Raw genomic sequence first — 16054 nt, forward strand, 5'->3', positions numbered from 1 at the left:
GTAGTCGTCCTTCTTGTCCGACGAGTAGTCGTCCTTCTTGTCGCTGTAGTCGTCCTTCTTGTCACTGCTCGACGAGGAGTGCTCGTCCTTGCTCCAGTCGTCGGCCGTCATCACCGCGTAGGCCGGTCCGGAGATGCTGAGGGCGGCCGTGGCGACGGCCGAGGCGAGCAGAATGCGGGCAGAGCGCATGGTGAGCCTTTCCTTCCGCCGCGACTGCGAGGGCCGACACGTCACCGGCCCGTCTGGATCGCAGTGGCGACGTGATCAACCGTCAGCCCAATCGCGAGCGCTCACCACCGGAGAGCACGGCATGCGGGCGACATCATGGGCCCGATGAGTGACGTCGGCTCGATTTTCACCCGGGGGGCCGCACGCCACGGGTGGTCCAGGTTTGACCTCCCGTCACGGCGGTCCGGCCGGTCGCCGGGCTGCTGTGCCCCCCGCCCGGACGGGCGGCCGACGGCAGCGTTCACGTCGCGCCGGGCGGGCTGGCTGGCTGCAGCGCCTGCGTTCACCTCACGCGCCGCCCCAGCGTGTCCACCGCGGCGATCACCCGGTCCCAGAACCTGGCGGCGTCCAGGGCCACCGCCACCCGCGCGTTCACGGGCCGGCCGGTGTATCCGTGCAGGTCCACCACGGTCGCCCCGCGGGTGTACCGCCCGCTCAGCTCGACGGCGACATGGGCGTCCACGCAGCGCACGGTCTCCGGGTCGATGACGCGGGCCACGGCCACGGGATCGTGCACCGGTGGGGCGGTGAAGCCCCACAGCTGCCGGTACGTGGATGCGAAGTAGGTCAGCAACTCGGCGCAGATCCGGGAGAGTTCGGTGCCGAGAGCCTCCAGGCGGGCCAGCACCTCGGGCGTGGCGAGCGCCTGGTGGGTGACATTGAGCCCGCACATGGTGACCGGCACACCGCTGCCGAGGACGATGTCCGCGGCCTCGGGGTCGACGTACACGTTGAACTCCGCTGCAGGGGTTCTGTTGCCGCGTTCGGTGGAGCCGCCCATGAACACGATCTCCCGGATGTGCGCCGCGGCGTCCGGGTACCGCGTGAGCAGCAGTGCCACGTTGGTGAGCGGTCCGGTGGGGACGAGGGTGACCGGTTCCGGATGCTCGGCCAGGATGCGGTGCATGAGCTCCACGGCGTGCTCCGGGACGATGTCCACGGCCGGGTCCGGGAACCGCGGACCGTCGAGTCCCGATTCGCCGTGCACGTCGTCAGCGACCGTCAGCGGCCGCACCAGCGGCCTGGCGCAGCCCGCCGCGACGGGAACGCCGGTGATGCCCGCGACGGTGCAGACCCTGCGGGCGTTGAGCGTCGTCTTCTCGAGGGTCTGGTTGCCGGCGACGGTGGTGATCGCGAGGAGCTCGACCGCCGGATCCCCTGCGGCGAGCATGACAGCGACGGCATCGTCGTGCCCGGGGTCGCAGTCGATGATGACGGGGACGGGCACGGCTCTCCTCGGCTTCCGGGGACGTGAAAATCCAGTCTCCTCCCGCCCTGCCGCGCTTCCCACTCTCCGGCGGCCGGGAGTTCCGCGCGGCGCGCACGCGTGGTTACGGGTGAACGGACATGCATTTACACTGACCGTCACCGAAATGTGCCATGACCTGGCAGAACGTTGCCCCGGAGACCGTCCGGGCAGTTGGGAGCGCCCCCGGTGTTCTATTACGTGCTCAAATACGTCCTTCTGGGGCCGCTGCTGCGGCTGCTGTTCCGCCCCAGGATCGAGGGACTGGAGCACATTCCCGCCGAGGGTGCGGCGATCGTCGCAGGCAACCATCTGTCGTTCTCCGACCACTTCCTGATGCCGGCGATCCTCAACCGGCGCATCACCTTCCTGGCGAAGGCGGAGTACTTCACCGGGCCTGGCGTCAGGGGCCGGCTGACCGCCGCGTTCTTCCGCAGCGCCGGGCAGATCCCGGTGGACCGCTCCGGCAAGGAGGCCGGGCAGGCGGCCATCCGGGAGGGGCTCGGGGTGCTGAACAAGGGCGAGTTGCTGGGCATCTACCCGGAGGGAACCCGTTCGCACGACGGCCGGCTCTACAAGGGCAAGGTCGGTGTCGCGGTGATGGCGCTCAGGGCCGGTGTGCCGGTGGTGCCGTGCGCGATGGTGGGCACGTTCGAGATCCAGCCGCCCGGACAGGTGCTGCCGAAGATCAAGCGGGTCACGGTCCGCTTCGGCGAGCCGCTGGACTTCTCGCGGTACGCGGGGATGGAGAACGAGAAGGCGGCGATCCGCGCGGTCACGGACGAGATCATGTACGCCATCCTGGAACTGTCGGGACAGGAGTACGTGGACCGGTACGCGGCGGAGGTCAAGGCGGAGCAGCAGGAGCTGGAGCAGCAGCGGCCGAAGAGGTTCCCGCCGCGGCGGAACTGCTAGTCCCCTCCCGGCAGGCTGTGCCCTGTCACGCCGCCTGTCCTCCCTCAGCCTTCGGCATGGCAGGTGCCCCAGCACCGGGAGACGCTCCGTGACGGGCAGACATCGCCGGTCGCGGCAGTGGGAAGCCGTCGGCCGCACCGGGCGCGGAAAAAGGGCGGCCGGTGTCCGGCCGCCCCTCTTCGTACGCCTGTGTCCTTACGGCTTCGGCGAGGCGTGCGGCGCGCACGTCACGTCGCGGCTGTCCAACGTGCCGCTGAGCAGATAGGCGTCGACGCGGTCGTTGACGCACGGGTTGGCCAGACCGGTCACACCGTGCGATCCGGCGTCCTTCTCGATGATCAGGCGCGAGCCCTTGAGCCGCCTGTGCAGCTCGACGGCGCCCTCGAACGGGGTCGCGGCGTCACGGGTGGCCTGCACGATGAGCACCGGCGGCAGGCCCTTGCGGGTGCGCACCTCGAGGGGGGTCTGCTGCTTGGTGGACCAGGTCGCGCACGGCAGGTTCATCCAGGCGTTGGCCCACGTCATGAAGGGGTGGTCGCGGTGGAGCCGGGTGTTGTCGCGGTCCCACCTCTTCCAGCTGGTGGGCCACTTGGCGTCCGCGCACTCGACGGCGGTGTAGACCGCGTTGCCGTTCTCGGAGCGGATGTTGCCCGCGGTGTCCGACAGATCGGGCGCGGCGGCGTCGACCAGCACCTGGGTGTCACCGGCAAGGTACTTGCTCCAGGTCCGGGCGACGGGCACCCAGGAGGAGTCGTAGTACGGCGCGCTCTGGAAGAAGCCGATGAGTTCGGCCGGACCGACGACCCCGCCGATCGGGCTCTCCTTCGCGGCGGCCCGCAGCTTCACCCACTGGGCCTCGACCTTCTCGGGGGTGTCGCCGATGTGGAAGGTGGCGTCGTTCTTCGCGACCCAGTTCTTCCAGTCGTCCCAGCGCATCTGGAACGCGACGTCCTGGTCCAGGTTCGCCTGGTACCAGATCTTCTCCCGCGAGGGATTGACGACGCTGTCGACGATCATCCGGCGGATGTGGCCGGGGAACAGCGTCGCGTACACCGCGCCGAGGTAGGTGCCGTAGGAGACGCCCAGGTAGTTGAGCTTCTCCTCGCCGAGTGCGGCCCGGATGACGTCCAGGTCGCGTGCGGTGTTGGGCGTGGTCATGTGCGGCAGCATCCAGCCGCTGCGCTCCGCGCAGCCGTCCGCGTACTCGGCGGCGAGCTTGCGCTGGGCGCGCTTGTCGGCCTCGCTGTCGGGCACCGGGTCGAGCTTCGGCGCCTTGACGAACTCCTGTGGGTCGACACAGGAGATGGGCGTGGAGTGGCCGACGCCGCGCGGGTCGAAGCCGACGAAGTCGTACGCCTTCGCGGTCTTGGCCCACAGCGGGTTCTTGCCGGTGACCCGGACCGGGAAGCGCATGCCCGAACCGCCGGGGCCGCCCGGGTTGTAGATGAGGGCGCCCTGGCGCTCGTCCTTGGCGCCGGTGTTGCCGATGCGGTCGACGGCGAGCTTGATCTGCTTGCCGTCGGGCCGGCTGTAGTCCAGCGGGACGGTCACCCAGCCGCACTGGATGGGCTTGGCGAGCCCCCAGTCCTCCGGGCAGTCCGCCCAGTCGATGCCCTGCTTGGCCGCCCGCTCCGCGGCGATGCGTGCGCCACGGGCCTCGGACCAGCCCTGGTCACGGCTGTCGGCGCTGGCGATCGGTGTCGCGATCGCACCCGCGATGAGTGTGCCCGCTATCAGAGTGCCGGCCGAGCCGAGCACTGCTGTGCGTATCACGTGGAGCCTCCCCCTGCTGCTTGCTGTCGTCAGGTCCCGGGGATCCTTTCGTCAACGGGGCAGCGGCGAACAGCCCGTACCGTTGTTCTTTACCGAACCAATAACCGGTGACCGGCTTCCGCTCAGCGGTGCAGGTCCGGCGCGGCCGCGGCCAGCCCTTCGTCGAGCAGTCGGCGCAGGGCACGGGCATCCGAGGCAACGGCCGTGACCAGGACGGCAGTTCCGGCCAGCGGGGTGAGGACGGCGGTCGGGCCGAGCGGCCGCGGTGCCAGCGGCCTGTCCGCGTACGCCGGGTCCACGACGAGGAGTTGGCCGACGGCCCGGTGCCCGGCGAGCACGGCGGGGCCGTCCCAGCCGCCCGGCGCGCCGGGTCCGCAGGCCAGTTCCGTGTCGAGCAGGGGGCGTCCCGCACGGCGCACGGTGAGGCGGGTCATGAGAGTGCCCGGCTGTTCGCCATGGCGGCCGAGAATCTGCTCCTCGCGCAGCACCAAGCGTGCGCCGGGGGCGAGTTCGGCGCGGGTGCGCAGGTGCAGGAGGCTGCCCCGGGCGGCGACAAGCTGCTCGGGCAGCCAGTGCAGTACGGCGTCCTCCCCCACCGTCAGGGTGACGTCGTAGCGGGCGTGCTCCGCGGTGGGCCCGGGCAGCGCGATCGTCGCGGCGGCCGAGTCCACGGTGAGCCGGGCCCCTTCGCACACCTCTGCCTCGATCGCGAGCCGGTCGCCGCCGAGCGGCGCGCTCATCGCGCCGACGACAGTGACCTTGTGGCCCGGTCCTGTCGGACGGGTGCGGCGCAGGGCGAGCGGCCCGTCGCTGACGAGGACGGGCAGACCGGTCCGGTCGGCGACGATCCGGGCCGTGGCCTCGATGCTCATCCGGCGCGCTCAGGCGGTCCAGGCGGCGAGCTGCGCCCGTACCCAGTCGGCGACCGGGCGGACGCCGTCGGCCTCGCGCAACGAGGTGAAGACGACCGGGAGTTCGCCGCGCTGCTGCTCGGCGTCGCGGGCCATGCGGGCGAGGTCGGAGCCGACGTACGGCGCGAGGTCGGTCTTGTTGACGACGAGCAGGTCGGCCGTGGTGACTCCGGGCCCGCCCTTGCGCGGGATGTCGTCACCCCCGGCGACGTCGATCACAAAGATCTGGGCGTCGACGAGTCCCTTGGAGAAGGTGGCGGTGAGGTTGTCGCCGCCGGACTCGACGAGGACGAGGTCGAGCGGGCCGACGCCGTCCTCCAGGTCCTCCACGGCTTCGAGGTTGGCGGAGATGTCGTCACGGATCGCGGTGTGCGGGCAGGCGCCGGTCTCGACGGCCTGGATGCGTTCGGGCGGCAGCACGGCGTTGCGCAGCAGGAACTCCGCGTCCTCCCGGGTGTAGATGTCGTTGGTGACGACCGCGATGGAGAACTGGTCGCGCAGGGCGGTGCACAGCGCGGCGACGGTGGCCGTCTTGCCGGAGCCGACGGGGCCGCCGAGCCCGATGCGCAGGGCGCGCCGTGCGCCGTCGGGGCGCATGGCGTCGGCGCCGACGGCAGAGGCGCCGGCTTCGTCGTGGCGGTGGTCGAGGTGCATGGGGCGCGGCTCCTTGGTGCGGGGTTCTAGGACGCGAAGAGGCGTACGGGCCAGGCCGCGTGCTGCTCGGCGGTGATGTCGAGGAGCGGGGCCGACGCGGCCGGGAGGGCGTCCATTCCTTCCCGGGCGGCGCCGGTGGCGCGTTCGGCGACGGCGTCCATCTCGGGCGCGAGGCGGGCGAGCACCGCCGTGGCCTGGAACGGATCGAGGCTGAGCAGCCGTACGGCGGCGGTGGCCGGGCCGCTGACGGTCTCGTAGACGACGCAGTGTGCGGCGTCGTCCGGTCCGAGCCCTGCCGCGCGGGCGGCGGTGCCGAGCACGATCGGCTGATGCGTTCCCCGGGGGAACACGGCTGCCAGCGCGTCGAGTTCGGGGCCTGGCCAGGCGGCGCGTGCGGCGCGCATCATCTGCCGTCCGAGCTTGCGCGCGGCGGCCCGCAGGGCGGGCGAGGGCGTGCGCGCGTCGGCGGCGCGGTCGAGTTCGGCGGGGTCGTGGCCGAGAGCGGCGGCGGCTGCGAGCGCGGCGGAGGTGAGGCCGGTGGTGTGCAGCCGGCCCCGGCAGAAGTGTTCGAGGTCCTGTGCGTCCCGGATCCGCCCCTCCCTTACGGCCGGCTCGGCGCCTCCCGAGTGCGCGTGCCCGCCGGCGGGGAAACGCCCGTCGGCCAGCACGAGCAGCGCGGCGCGGCTCATGGGCCACCCGCCCCGGCGGCACCGAAGCCCTCGGCCGACGGGCTCGCGGCGCCGGGCGGCGCCGGGCGCCGTGACGCCTGTGTTGTCGTCGGTGCGCGCATCAGAAGAGGAAGTACCGCTGGGCCATGGGAAGTTCGGCGGCGGGCGCGGGTTCGATCCGCTCGCCGTCGACGGTCACCGTGAACGTGTCCGCGTCGACCTCCACCCGCGGCAGCGCGTCGTTCTCCCGCATGTCCGCCTTGGTGACCCGCCGGGTGCTCGTGATGGGTACGAACTTCTTGGCCACCCCGAGCCGTTCCGGCAGGTCGTCCTCGATCGCCGCCCGGGCGACGAAGTTGAACGATCCGTGCGCGGCCGCGCGCCCCAGTGCGCCGAACATCGGCCGTGGCAGCACCGGCTGCGGCGTGGGGATGGAGGCGTTGGCGTCGCCCATCTGCGCGTAGGCGATCTGGCCGCCCTTGAGGACGAGCTGGGGCTTCACCCCGAAGAACGCCGGGTCCCACAGCACCAGATCGGCAAGCTTTCCGGTCTCGACCGACCCGACCTCGTGGCCGATGCCCTGTGCGACCGCCGGGTTGATCGTGTATTTGGCGACATAGCGACGCACCCGGTGGTTGTCGGCACGCCCGTCACCGGGCAGCGCGCCGCGCCGCTTCTTCATCACGTGCGCGGTCTGCCAGGTCCGCAGGATCACCTCGCCGATGCGTCCCATGGCCTGCGAGTCCGAGGAGACGATCGAGATGGCGCCGAGGTCGTGCAGGACGTCCTCGGCCGCGATGGTGGAGGGCCGGATGCGGGACTCGGCGAAGGCCAGATCCTCCGGCACGGCGGGGTTGAGGTGATGGCAGACCATCAGCATGTCGAGGTGTTCCTCGATGGTGTTGACGGTGTGCGGCCGGGTCGGATTGGTGGAGCTGGGCAGCACATGCGGTTCGGACACCACGGTGATGATGTCGGGCGCGTGGCCACCGCCCGCACCTTCGGTGTGGTACGCGTGGACGGTGCGGCCCGCGATCGCCGCGAGCGTGTCCCCGACGAATCCGGCCTCGTTCAAGGTGTCCGTGTGCAGGGCGAGCTGGGCACCGGTCTCGTCGCAGACGTTCAGGCAGGCGTCGATGACGGCCGGGGTTGCACCCCAGTCCTCGTGGATCTTGAACCCGAGCGCCCCGCCGCGCAGCTGGGAGTGCAGGGCCTCGCGCGACATCGTGTTGCCCTTGCCGAGCAGGCCGATGTTGACGGGGTAGGTGTCCAGCGCCTCGAACATCCGGGCGAGATGCCACGGTCCGGGCGTGATGGTGGTGGCCTTGGTGCCCTCGGCCGGCCCGGTGCCGCCGCCGACCAGGGTGGTGACGCCCGTCGCGAGGGCCTGGTCGACGAGCGTCGGCGAGATGAAGTGGACATGGGCGTCGACCGCCCCCGCCGTCACGATCTTGCCGTTGCCCGCGATGACCTCGGTCTCCGGCCCGATGACGAGATCGGGGTGGACGCCGTCCATGGTGTCCGGGTTGCCGGCCTTGCCGATGCCGGTGACACGGCCCTCCCTGATGCCGATGTCGGCCTTGACGATGCCCCAGTGGTCGATGACGACGGCGCCGGTGATCACAGTGTCGGGCGCTCCGTCGGCCCGTGTCGCACGGGACTGCCCCATCGACTCCCGGATCACCTTGCCGCCGCCGAACACGGCCTCGTCGCCTGATCGTCCGGGGCCGCCGGAGCGGTCCTCCTCGATCTCGACGAGCAGATCGGTGTCGGCGAGCCGGATGCGGTCGCCGGTGGTGGGCCCGAAGAGATCCGCGTACACGGCGCGGTCCAGCTCAGCCATCGAGGTGACCTCCGGTCTCGCCGCGCAGTCCGGCGACGACACGGCGGCCGGCCAGCGCGACGAGCTCGACGTCGACGGGGATGCCGGGCTCGAACCGTACGGCCGTGCCCGCTGCGATGGCGAGGCGCTTGCCGCGGGCTGCCGCGCGGTCGAACTCAAGGCCCGGGTTGGCCTCGGCGAAGTGGTAGTGCGAGCCGACCTGGACAGGCCGGTCGGCGGCGTTGACGACGGTGACACGGGTGGTCTCGCGACCCTCGTTGAGGGCGACGGGCTCGTCGGCGAAGAGGATCTCTCCGGGAATCATCGGCTCTCCCTCAGACGATCGGGTCGTGGACGGTGACGAGCTTGGTGCCGTCCGGGAAAGTGGCCTCGACCTGCACGTCGTGGATCATCTCGGGGACGCCGTCCATGACGTCGGCACGGGTGAGCACCTTGCGCCCGGAGACCATCAGCTCGCCCACGGTGCGCCCGTCGCGGGCGCCTTCGAGGATGTGGGAGGTGATGAGCGCGACGGATTCGGGGTGATTCAGCTTCACGCCGCGCGCCCTGCGCTTCTCGGCCACGTCGGCGGCCACATGGATGAGAAGTCGTTCCTGCTCGTGCGGGGAGAGTTGCACGCGTCCACCTCACTGTCGTACCGGCCCGGGGGCGTGTGGGCCCTTGCCCACGTCAACACTCTGTTGACCTGCGCCCGGGATCTCACGACCAGGGGTTGAACGTTAGGACGCGAGTTTTTCCGGCGCGTTAACTGATCTCGGGTTCCCGCATGGACATCAGGGCGCGCAGCCCCTCCTCCAGGATCTCGACGCGCACGTCGCCGAAGAGCGCCTGCTGGGCGATGAAGCCCTGGGCGGTCGCGATGAGCGTGCGCGCGACGTGGTCGGCGTCCACGTCCGACGACAACTGACCGTTCGCACGGTAGGCGTGGACGAGCTCGGCCCAGGCGAGCCGCATCCCGCCGTACCCCTCGGCGAGCGTGGCGGCCAGCGTGTCGTTGCGCAGGGTCTCCGTCCACACCTGGACGACGAGGCGGGCGAAGGCACGGGCGTCTCCGCCGGGCACCTCGTCGATCAGCAGCCGCCGCAGCACCCGCCCGAGGAGGACGTCCGGCGTCGGCGGCGGGGTCGTGCGGGCGGCGTCGTCGAAGGCGGCGCGGATCCAGGAGAACGCCTCGCCGGCGATGGCTTCGATCAGCTCGTCCTTGCTGCGGAAATAGCGGTAGACCGCGCCTGCCGACAGGCCCGCCTCCCCGAGGACGTCCTGCATCGATGTCGCATGGAAGCCGTTGCGGGCGAAGCAGCGGGCGGCGCCGTCGAGGATCTGCCGGCGGCGGGCGTCGAGGTGCTCCTGGGATACGCGTGCCATGGGCAAAATCTAAAACGAACGTTCCTTCTTGACAAGAAGCGCCCCCGGGGAGACAGTGGCGACGAAATGTAAAACGAACGATCCTTCTCTTTAATAGGAGTGGTCATGGCCGCTACGCCCACACGCCGCATGGCCGCGGTGACGGTCCTGGTCCCGGTCGTGGTCGCGCTTGCCCTGTGGGCCTTCGCCTGGCCCGCGGCACGCATCGCGCCGCGAGACGTTCCCCTCGGCGTCGCCGGTCCCGCCGCCGCGGCGGAGCAGGTCGAGCGCCGCTTCGAAGAACGCGCCGGCGCGTTCGAGGTCCACCGGTACGAGGACGAGCCGGCCGCCCGGGCCGCCGTCGAGGACCGGGTCGTATACGGAGCGGTCGTCCTGCAGCCTGAAGGTCCGACCCTGCTGACCGCTCCCGCGGCGAGTCCGGTCGTCGCGCAGCTGCTCGAGGAGGCCGTGGCCGGATCGGCGCCGGACGGCGCGCAGGTCCAGGTGGAGGACGTGGTCCCGCTCCCCTCCCGCGACCCGCGCGGCAGCGCCCTCGCGGCGAGCGTGCTGCCCCTCGGGCTGGCCGGGGTCGCGGCCGGGGCCCTCGTGACTCTGCTCCACCTGCGCGGCATGCGGAGCGCCGCCGCCCTGATGGGAGCGTCACTGCTGGTCGGCATCACCGCGACGGCGATCGCACACAGCTGGCTCGGGGTGCTGGACGGCAACTGGTGGGCGGAGGCAGGGGCCCTGGGACTGACGGTCCTCGCCATCGGGGCCTCGGTCGCCGGCCTCGCGGCGCTGGTGGGGACGGCGGGTATCGGCCTGGGGGCGCTGCTGATGATCCTGATCGGCAACCCGTTCTCGGGCGCGGCGAGCGCGCCGGAACTGCTGCCCGAACCGGCCGGCACCATCGGACAGTGGCTCCCGCCGGGCGCGGGGACGTGGCTGCTGCGCTCGGTGGCGTACTTCGACGGACACGCGACGGGATCGGCGCTGCTGACGCTGTCGCTCTGGGCGGGTCTGGGCCTGACCGCGATCCTGCTCGGCGGGCAGCTCCGCCGCGCGCCGGCACCGGCAAAGGCCTGAGGCCCTGCGGCCGGCCGCGTGCCCTCGCCTTAGCGGACGGGGGCACGCGGCTTCGCATGCGCGGTACGTGCCGGGCGCGGTTGTTCGCCGGCCGACGGGGCAGGCGGCTGGGCCGCACCCGCCCTGTGCGGCACCACCGGGGCGGGTCCCGACGAGCCGCCGAGGCGACACCGGCCGCGCCCCGGAAAAGTCGCCTCGACGCGCGATCCCGGGCGACGGGGCAGACGCCATGCGGCGGCGGACGACGGCGCGACCACACCGAAGCTCACCGGCCGGATGGCGGGCCCGCCGCGCGGCCCAGCTCTCCAGCAGCCGCTGCCCCACGTACTCGCCCTCCGCCGGACCGCCCGGCACCGCGAACAGCCCACTCGCCTCGTGCCGGATGAATGCCGACAGCGCGTCGCCCGGTCGAGCTTGCGCTGCACCGGCACGAAGCCGCGCAGCGGATCGGCCGAACGCCACAGCCGCGCCCGCGAGGTGGCGTGGGACGGGCGCGGGACCGCGACCGCGACCGCACAGAACCGCTGCCGGGCGGGCCAGGCGCAGCGGTCGCCCCAGCCCCCTCACCCGGCGCTGCGCGCTCCTGGGCGTCGCGGCGCGGGCCGCGAACGCCGCAGGGCGTTCTTCGCCGCGTCAGGCGCGGCGGTCGTCGCCCGGGCGGTGGTGTTCGGCCGCGAGGCCGAAGCGGCCTCGTTCGCCCGGAGCGGACGCTGCCGAGCCGAGCGACGACACGGACCTGATCACCTGTTCCTCCGCCGCCTCCCGGTCGTGCTCCAGTCGCTCCAGGTCAGCAGCGGAAACCAGCGCCACGAGCGGCTTTCCATGACGGGTCACCACGACGCGCTCCCCGCCGTAGACGACGCGATTGATCAGTTCGGCGAGCTCCGCACGGGCTTGCGTCACCGGAATCTCATAGGCCATGCTCCCCATCATAACGGCCTGTACGTCCTGTACATTTTTTACAGACAGCGAAGGCCCAGCTCCGAGGAGACGCACGTCATGAACCGCCTTGACGCCCGCCACGTCCTGCCCGAGTTCACCGAGCGCACGAGCTCGGGGACCCGCACCCTCGACCCGTACTCCAAGCTGTTCGAGGAGCGGATCGTCTTCCTCGGCTCCGCCGTCGACGACACCGCCGCCAACGACGTCATCGCCCAACTGCTGCACCTCGAATACGCGGCCCCCGACCAGGACATCTGCCTGTACATCAACTCGCCCGGCGGCCCCATCAGCGCCATGACGGCGATCTACGACACGCTGCAGGTCATCACCTGCGACATCGCCACCACCTGCATCGGCCAGGCGACTTCCACCGCCGCCGTGCTGCTCGCGGCCGGGGCTCCCGGCAAACGCATGGCTCTTCCGGGCGCACGGATCGTCGTCCAGCAGCCCGCCGTCGAGGAGCCGTTGCGGGGCCAGCCGTCCGATCTGGAGATCCACGCGGCCGAGTTGCTGCGCCTGCGGGAGCAGCTCGCGACCATGCTGGTGCGCCACACCGGGCAGGACGCCGAGCGCATCGCGGCCGATCTGGAACGGGACAAGATCTTCGACGCCGACGCGGCGATGGCCTACGGCCTGGTGGATCACGTCGTCCGGAGCCGCAAGGCGTCTCCCGTCGCCACAAGGGCGAGGTGAGCGCGCGATGCTGCCTCCGAAGGTGCCGCCGCTGCCCGCACTGACGGGCGCGGAGGCGGAGTTCGTGGACAGCTATCTCGAAGTGGTCGATCTGCTGGGGCGGATCAACCCGTCCCGCGCCACGCACACCTACGGTGCGCTGCGTGCCGCGCAGGCGCTGGTCGGACGGGCCAACGCACTCAAGGACGCCCTGACACTGATGCATACGCGTGGCGAGAGCGAGGTCTACGCGGACACGCTGGCCGAGGCGCTGCGGATCCTCGGCGGGGAGCGCAGGGCGAACCGCGTGACCGTGCCGCCCGCTTCGACGAGTTGACGGTCGATCGCCGCTGTCAACCGCCAACGGGGTAGCGGCTTTCCTACCCCGTTCGGTGGAGCTTCGACGAAGTTGTCGGGTGTCGTAGAAGTTGCGCCGCTCGACCACCGATTTGGCGGAGTTGACCGTTTCACTGCTGGTACGACCATGATTCCGCGTCAGGCGACTCAAGCCCCAACGCCCCTGTCCACCCGAACAGATCAGTCGTGATCAGGTTCACAAAAGCCGTTTCAACTCGGAATTCGGACATCGGTGGGTCACGATCCCTGGGACGACAAGCCCTCGCCACCTGACGGGGCGGTCCGGGCGGACGCTGAGTCCTGCCGCCGCATCGGACGTCTGGTCGACAGAAGTGCATCGGCAGGAGTGGAGGACCCGAGCAGCACGGGGTGACCGGTGATCCCGGTGGTCCCCTTGGGGTGAAGCCGCTTCGGCGGCCGGGCGTCTTCGCCGGTCCGAACCCGACAGGTCATCCTTCACAGGCGGCTGACGAAGGGTTGCGCATGACTGCGCAGATGCATGTCCCGTTCCTGCTCACGCGCGCGGGCGCCGTCTCGGCACTGACCATGGCCGCCGTTGGCGGCACACTCCTCGCTCCGGGTGCCGCCACCGAGGCCCATGCGGTCACCAGCCACGCGAGCAAAGCGCTCCAAGTGGCGGCGTCGAAGAAGGGGTCGCCGTACAGATTCGGTGCCGTCGGCCCCCATCGCTTCGACTGTTCCGGGCTGACCCTGTATTCGTACAGGAAGGCCGGCAAGAAGCTGCCGCGTACCGCGCAGCAGCAGTACAACCGTACGCGCCATGTCTCCGCCTCCCAACGGCGACGCGGTGACCTGGTCTTCTTCCATTCCGGCGGCTTCGTCTACCACGTGGGCATCTACGCCGGGAGCGGACGGATCTGGCATTCGCCGAAGACCGGCGACGTGGTGCGGCTGGCCAAGATCTGGACGAGGAGCGTCTCGTACGGCCGCGTGCGCTGACGCCCCGGCAGCTCCGGATCCCCGGCGGTCGGCACATCGTGCGAGTGTCACCGGCACCCCACGTGCCGTGGCGGCCGACGCGGGCGCTCAGTGCGCCGGCGCCTGGACCAGCAGCGTCGCGCCGAGCGCGGTGAGCGCGCCGCCCGTGACACCTTCCACGGCCCGTGTGGCGCGCGGCCTGCGCAGCCACCGGCCCAGCCGGTCCACCAGGAGTGCCACCACCGGGAACCAGATCAGCGCCAGCACGACGACGATCGTGGCGAGCAGCAGGGTGCGCGGCAGCACCGCCGTGCCGTCCGGCACGAACTGCGGCAGCAGACTGAGGAAGAGGACCGGCGCCTTCGGGTTGAGGACGTTGGTCAGAAAGCCCTGCCGCAGACCGCGTCGGACGCCGGGGGCGGCCGTGGCGCCGTCGATCGCGAGGGGCCCGCCGAGCGGGCGCAGGGCCGAGCGCACCGCGCGCAGGCCCAGCCACAGCACATAGACCCCGCCCGCGATCTGCAGGGTCCGGTACAGCACGGGCACCGCCACCAGCACCGCGGCGAGTCCCGCCACGGCCAGCGCGGTGTGCACGAGCAGTCCGCCCGCGACGCCGACCGCGCAGGCGACGCCCGCGCGGCGTGAGGCGAGCGCACTGCGCACGACCACGGTGAAATCGGCGCCCGGCATGGCGACCATGCCCGCGGCGATCCCGATGAAGGCGATCAGCTGTGCGTCCATGGCCCTCAGCCTGACCGTTTCGAGCCTTCAACAGGTACTTGCAATATCCTGGGTCTGCCCAAAGCAACGCTTAAGACAACCGCCTGACGAGCGTCCAAGAGGAGCGATGTACGACCCGACCCGGCTGGCGGCCCTGGTCGCGGTCGCGGAGGCCAGTTCGATCACCCGCGCCGCGGCCCGCCTCGGCTACACCGCACCGGCGCTCTCCCAGCAATTGTCCAAGCTGGAACGCGAGGCCGGAGCGCCGCTGCTCGTGCGCCACCACCGCGGGGCGCGGCTCACGGCTGCGGGCGAACTGCTCGCCGGGCGGGCGCGCCGGATACTGGACGAGATGGACCGGGCGCGGCACGAGCTGGCCACGATCTCAGGCCTGACGGGCGGCCGACTGCGGGTGGGGACGTTCACCACAGTCGGCATCCATCTGCTGCCTCCGGTGCTCAGCGCCTTTCGCCGCGCGCATCCGGACGTGGAGCTGACGGTCGCGGAGTACGAGCCACCCGCGGGGGTCACGGCGGTGGCGCGCGGCGAGATGGACCTCGCGCTGACGCACGCCTACGAGCCCGCCGAGCCGGTGCCGCTCCCGCCGGGAGTGGTCATGGAACCGCTGCTGGTGGAGGAGCTGGTGATCGTCACGGCCCCCGGGCACGTCCTGGCGGGCGGTTCGGGGCGGCTGCCGGTGAGCGCTCTCGCCGGACAGCCGCTGATCAGCAGCGCTCCGTCGCACCCGCCGCGCAGGGGGGTGGAGGGAGCGCTGGCCGAAGCGGGCGCGACACCGGCCGTGGTGTGCGAGTCCCCCGGTTACGCACTGGTCTGCGCGCTGGTGAGCGCGGGCATCGGCGTGGCCGTGGTGCCGGAGATGGTCGCGGCCATGTCCGCGACGCCGTTGCAGATACGCCAGTTGGAACCGGCCGCGTTCCGCCGGACGATCTCGGTCGTGCACCGGGGCGAGGAGTCGGGGCCGGCGGCGCAGTCACTGCGGGCACTGCTGCGGGGCTCGTTCGGCCGGGCGGGGCAACAGGGCACGGGCGGGCGGACGTTGTGATCCGCCCGGCACCCCGCTGGTCGTGCCTGACCGGAGAGAAGGGCCTGCCTCGACCAGGGCCTGACCGGAGAGAAGGGGTTTGACCCGACATGGGCCTGACCTGACATGGGGCCTGACCCGGCAGAGGGCCTGACCCGGCATAGGGCCTGACCCGGCAGAGGATGCCTAGCCCTGCACGGGAACGGTCCACGGCAGCGCGATCCACACCGTCTTGCCGCCCTCCCGCGTGGGGGTCACGGAAAGCCGCCCGCCGTACTGAGCGGTGAGACTGCGGATGATGACCATGCCACGCCCGTTGTCCTGCCGGACCGCGGCCGGCAGCCGGCGCGGCCAGCGCGGATGACTGTCGGTGACGCCGATGCACAGCTGCTCGTCCCGTTCGAGGCGCACGTCGACGGTGAAGGTGGGCGACTGGCCGAAGGTGTGCTGCACGGCGTTGGTGGCCAGCTCGGAGACGATCAGTCGCACGGTGTCGACGACGTCGGTCCCGTCGGACAGTCCCCAGGCGCAGACGACTTCGGTGACATATCTCCGGGCGGCGGAGACCGAGACCGGATCGCTCGGCAGAGTGACGGATGCTTCTTGACGGTCTGCCATGGCGACGCTGTCCCTTTCCCACCGGGCCGGGCTCCGACTCGTAGCGGATGACACGCGAGGACGGCCACGGATTGCGCTTCGTCGTCAGACTGCCAC

General features: G+C 71.4%; 18 protein-coding genes, 2 pseudogenes and 1 riboswitch. Of the genes and pseudogenes, 6 read left to right on the top strand and 14 right to left on the bottom strand.

The genetic code is table 11. From position 1 onward, the window contains the following. Positions 1-189, bottom strand: a pseudogene (locus J7E88_RS33105) (DNA primase); the annotation flags it as partial. A gap of 322 nt (positions 190-511) precedes the next feature. Beyond that, complete coding sequence (locus tag J7E88_RS33110) at positions 512-1456, bottom strand: nucleoside hydrolase (protein WP_215187166.1); 945 nt, start codon at positions 1454-1456, stop codon at positions 512-514. 207 nt (positions 1457-1663) lie between these two features. Here J7E88_RS33110 and J7E88_RS33115 point away from each other — a divergent pair, with 207 nt between their 5' ends. Next, positions 1664-2389 carry a 1-acyl-sn-glycerol-3-phosphate acyltransferase gene (locus J7E88_RS33115; RefSeq protein ID WP_215187167.1) on the top strand — a complete coding sequence of 242 codons (726 nt, stop codon included), beginning with the start codon at positions 1664-1666 and terminating at the stop codon, positions 2387-2389. 195 nt (positions 2390-2584) lie between these two features. On the opposite strand, the gene J7E88_RS33120 is transcribed toward J7E88_RS33115, so the two are convergent. From J7E88_RS33120 to J7E88_RS33155, 8 genes are all read right to left on the bottom strand, one after another. Continuing rightward, complete coding sequence (locus J7E88_RS33120; RefSeq protein ID WP_215187168.1) at positions 2585-4162, bottom strand: alpha/beta hydrolase; 1578 nt, start codon at positions 4160-4162, stop codon at positions 2585-2587. Between the two features lie 122 nt (positions 4163-4284). Next, on the bottom strand, positions 4285-5034 hold the full coding sequence (locus J7E88_RS33125) for an urease accessory protein UreD (RefSeq protein ID WP_215187169.1): 750 nt from the start codon (positions 5032-5034) through the stop codon (positions 4285-4287). Between the two features lie 9 nt (positions 5035-5043). Further along, positions 5044-5727 (bottom strand): urease accessory protein UreG, encoded by a 684-nt coding sequence (gene ureG, locus J7E88_RS33130; protein ID WP_215187170.1) that lies wholly within the window; start codon positions 5725-5727, stop codon positions 5044-5046. 26 nt (positions 5728-5753) lie between these two features. After that, positions 5754-6416, bottom strand: a complete 663-nt coding sequence (locus J7E88_RS33135; protein WP_215187171.1) for an urease accessory protein UreF — start codon at positions 6414-6416, stop codon at positions 5754-5756. A gap of 100 nt (positions 6417-6516) precedes the next feature. Further along, entirely contained in the window at positions 6517-8238 is a 1722-nt protein-coding gene (locus J7E88_RS33140) for an urease subunit alpha (protein WP_215187172.1), read from the bottom strand. Further along, on the bottom strand, positions 8231-8542 hold the full coding sequence (locus tag J7E88_RS33145) for an urease subunit beta (RefSeq protein WP_215187173.1): 312 nt from the start codon (positions 8540-8542) through the stop codon (positions 8231-8233). Before J7E88_RS33145 ends, J7E88_RS33140 begins: the two co-directional genes overlap by 8 nt. Positions 8543-8552: 10 nt before the next feature. Next, positions 8553-8855, bottom strand: a complete 303-nt coding sequence (locus tag J7E88_RS33150) for an urease subunit gamma (protein ID WP_215187174.1) — start codon at positions 8853-8855, stop codon at positions 8553-8555. A gap of 127 nt (positions 8856-8982) precedes the next feature. Then, a complete protein-coding gene (locus J7E88_RS33155; protein ID WP_215187175.1) occupies positions 8983-9603 on the bottom strand; it encodes a TetR/AcrR family transcriptional regulator in 621 nt (206 codons plus the stop codon). A gap of 105 nt (positions 9604-9708) precedes the next feature. On the opposite strand from J7E88_RS33155, the gene J7E88_RS33160 reads away from it, so the two are divergent. After that, entirely contained in the window at positions 9709-10668 is a 960-nt protein-coding gene (locus tag J7E88_RS33160; protein WP_215187176.1) for an ABC transporter permease, read from the top strand. A 303-nt stretch (positions 10669-10971) separates the two neighbouring features. Here J7E88_RS33160 and J7E88_RS36590 read toward each other — a convergent pair. Continuing rightward, a pseudogene (locus tag J7E88_RS36590) lies at positions 10972-11120 on the bottom strand (deferrochelatase/peroxidase EfeB); the annotation flags it as partial. 181 nt (positions 11121-11301) lie between these two features. Continuing rightward, complete coding sequence (locus tag J7E88_RS33165) at positions 11302-11589, bottom strand: type II toxin-antitoxin system Phd/YefM family antitoxin (RefSeq protein WP_215187177.1); 288 nt, start codon at positions 11587-11589, stop codon at positions 11302-11304. 78 nt (positions 11590-11667) lie between these two features. On the opposite strand from J7E88_RS33165, the gene J7E88_RS33170 reads away from it, so the two are divergent. The 3 genes from J7E88_RS33170 (at position 11668) to J7E88_RS33180 (ending at position 13599) form a co-directional block, all read left to right on the top strand. Next, positions 11668-12303, top strand: a complete 636-nt coding sequence (locus tag J7E88_RS33170; RefSeq protein WP_215187178.1) for an ATP-dependent Clp protease proteolytic subunit — start codon at positions 11668-11670, stop codon at positions 12301-12303. A gap of 7 nt (positions 12304-12310) precedes the next feature. Continuing rightward, positions 12311-12619 (top strand): hypothetical protein, encoded by a 309-nt coding sequence (locus J7E88_RS33175; protein WP_215187179.1) that lies wholly within the window; start codon positions 12311-12313, stop codon positions 12617-12619. A gap of 314 nt (positions 12620-12933) precedes the next feature. Further along, positions 12934-13119, top strand: a riboswitch (cyclic di-AMP (ydaO/yuaA leader). Positions 13120-13122: 3 nt separating this feature from the next. Beyond that, on the top strand, positions 13123-13599 hold the full coding sequence (locus J7E88_RS33180; protein WP_215187180.1) for a C40 family peptidase: 477 nt from the start codon (positions 13123-13125) through the stop codon (positions 13597-13599). Positions 13600-13686: 87 nt separating this feature from the next. On the opposite strand, the gene J7E88_RS33185 is transcribed toward J7E88_RS33180, so the two are convergent. After that, positions 13687-14319 (bottom strand): LysE family translocator, encoded by a 633-nt coding sequence (locus J7E88_RS33185; RefSeq protein WP_215187181.1) that lies wholly within the window; start codon positions 14317-14319, stop codon positions 13687-13689. A gap of 106 nt (positions 14320-14425) precedes the next feature. Here J7E88_RS33185 and J7E88_RS33190 point away from each other — a divergent pair, with 106 nt between their 5' ends. Then, positions 14426-15361, top strand: coding sequence for a LysR family transcriptional regulator (locus J7E88_RS33190; RefSeq protein ID WP_215187182.1), 936 nt, complete (start codon positions 14426-14428; stop codon positions 15359-15361). A gap of 165 nt (positions 15362-15526) precedes the next feature. Here the strand turns inward: J7E88_RS33190 and J7E88_RS33195 are convergent, their stop codons facing one another. Continuing rightward, positions 15527-15958 carry an ATP-binding protein gene (locus J7E88_RS33195; protein WP_215187183.1) on the bottom strand — a complete coding sequence of 144 codons (432 nt, stop codon included), beginning with the start codon at positions 15956-15958 and terminating at the stop codon, positions 15527-15529. Between the last annotated feature and the right edge of the window lie 96 nt (positions 15959-16054).

Origin of the sequence: Streptomyces sp. ISL-10 (assembly GCF_018614575.1) — a bacterium.
Lineage (GTDB): Bacteria > Actinomycetota > Actinomycetes > Streptomycetales > Streptomycetaceae > Streptomyces.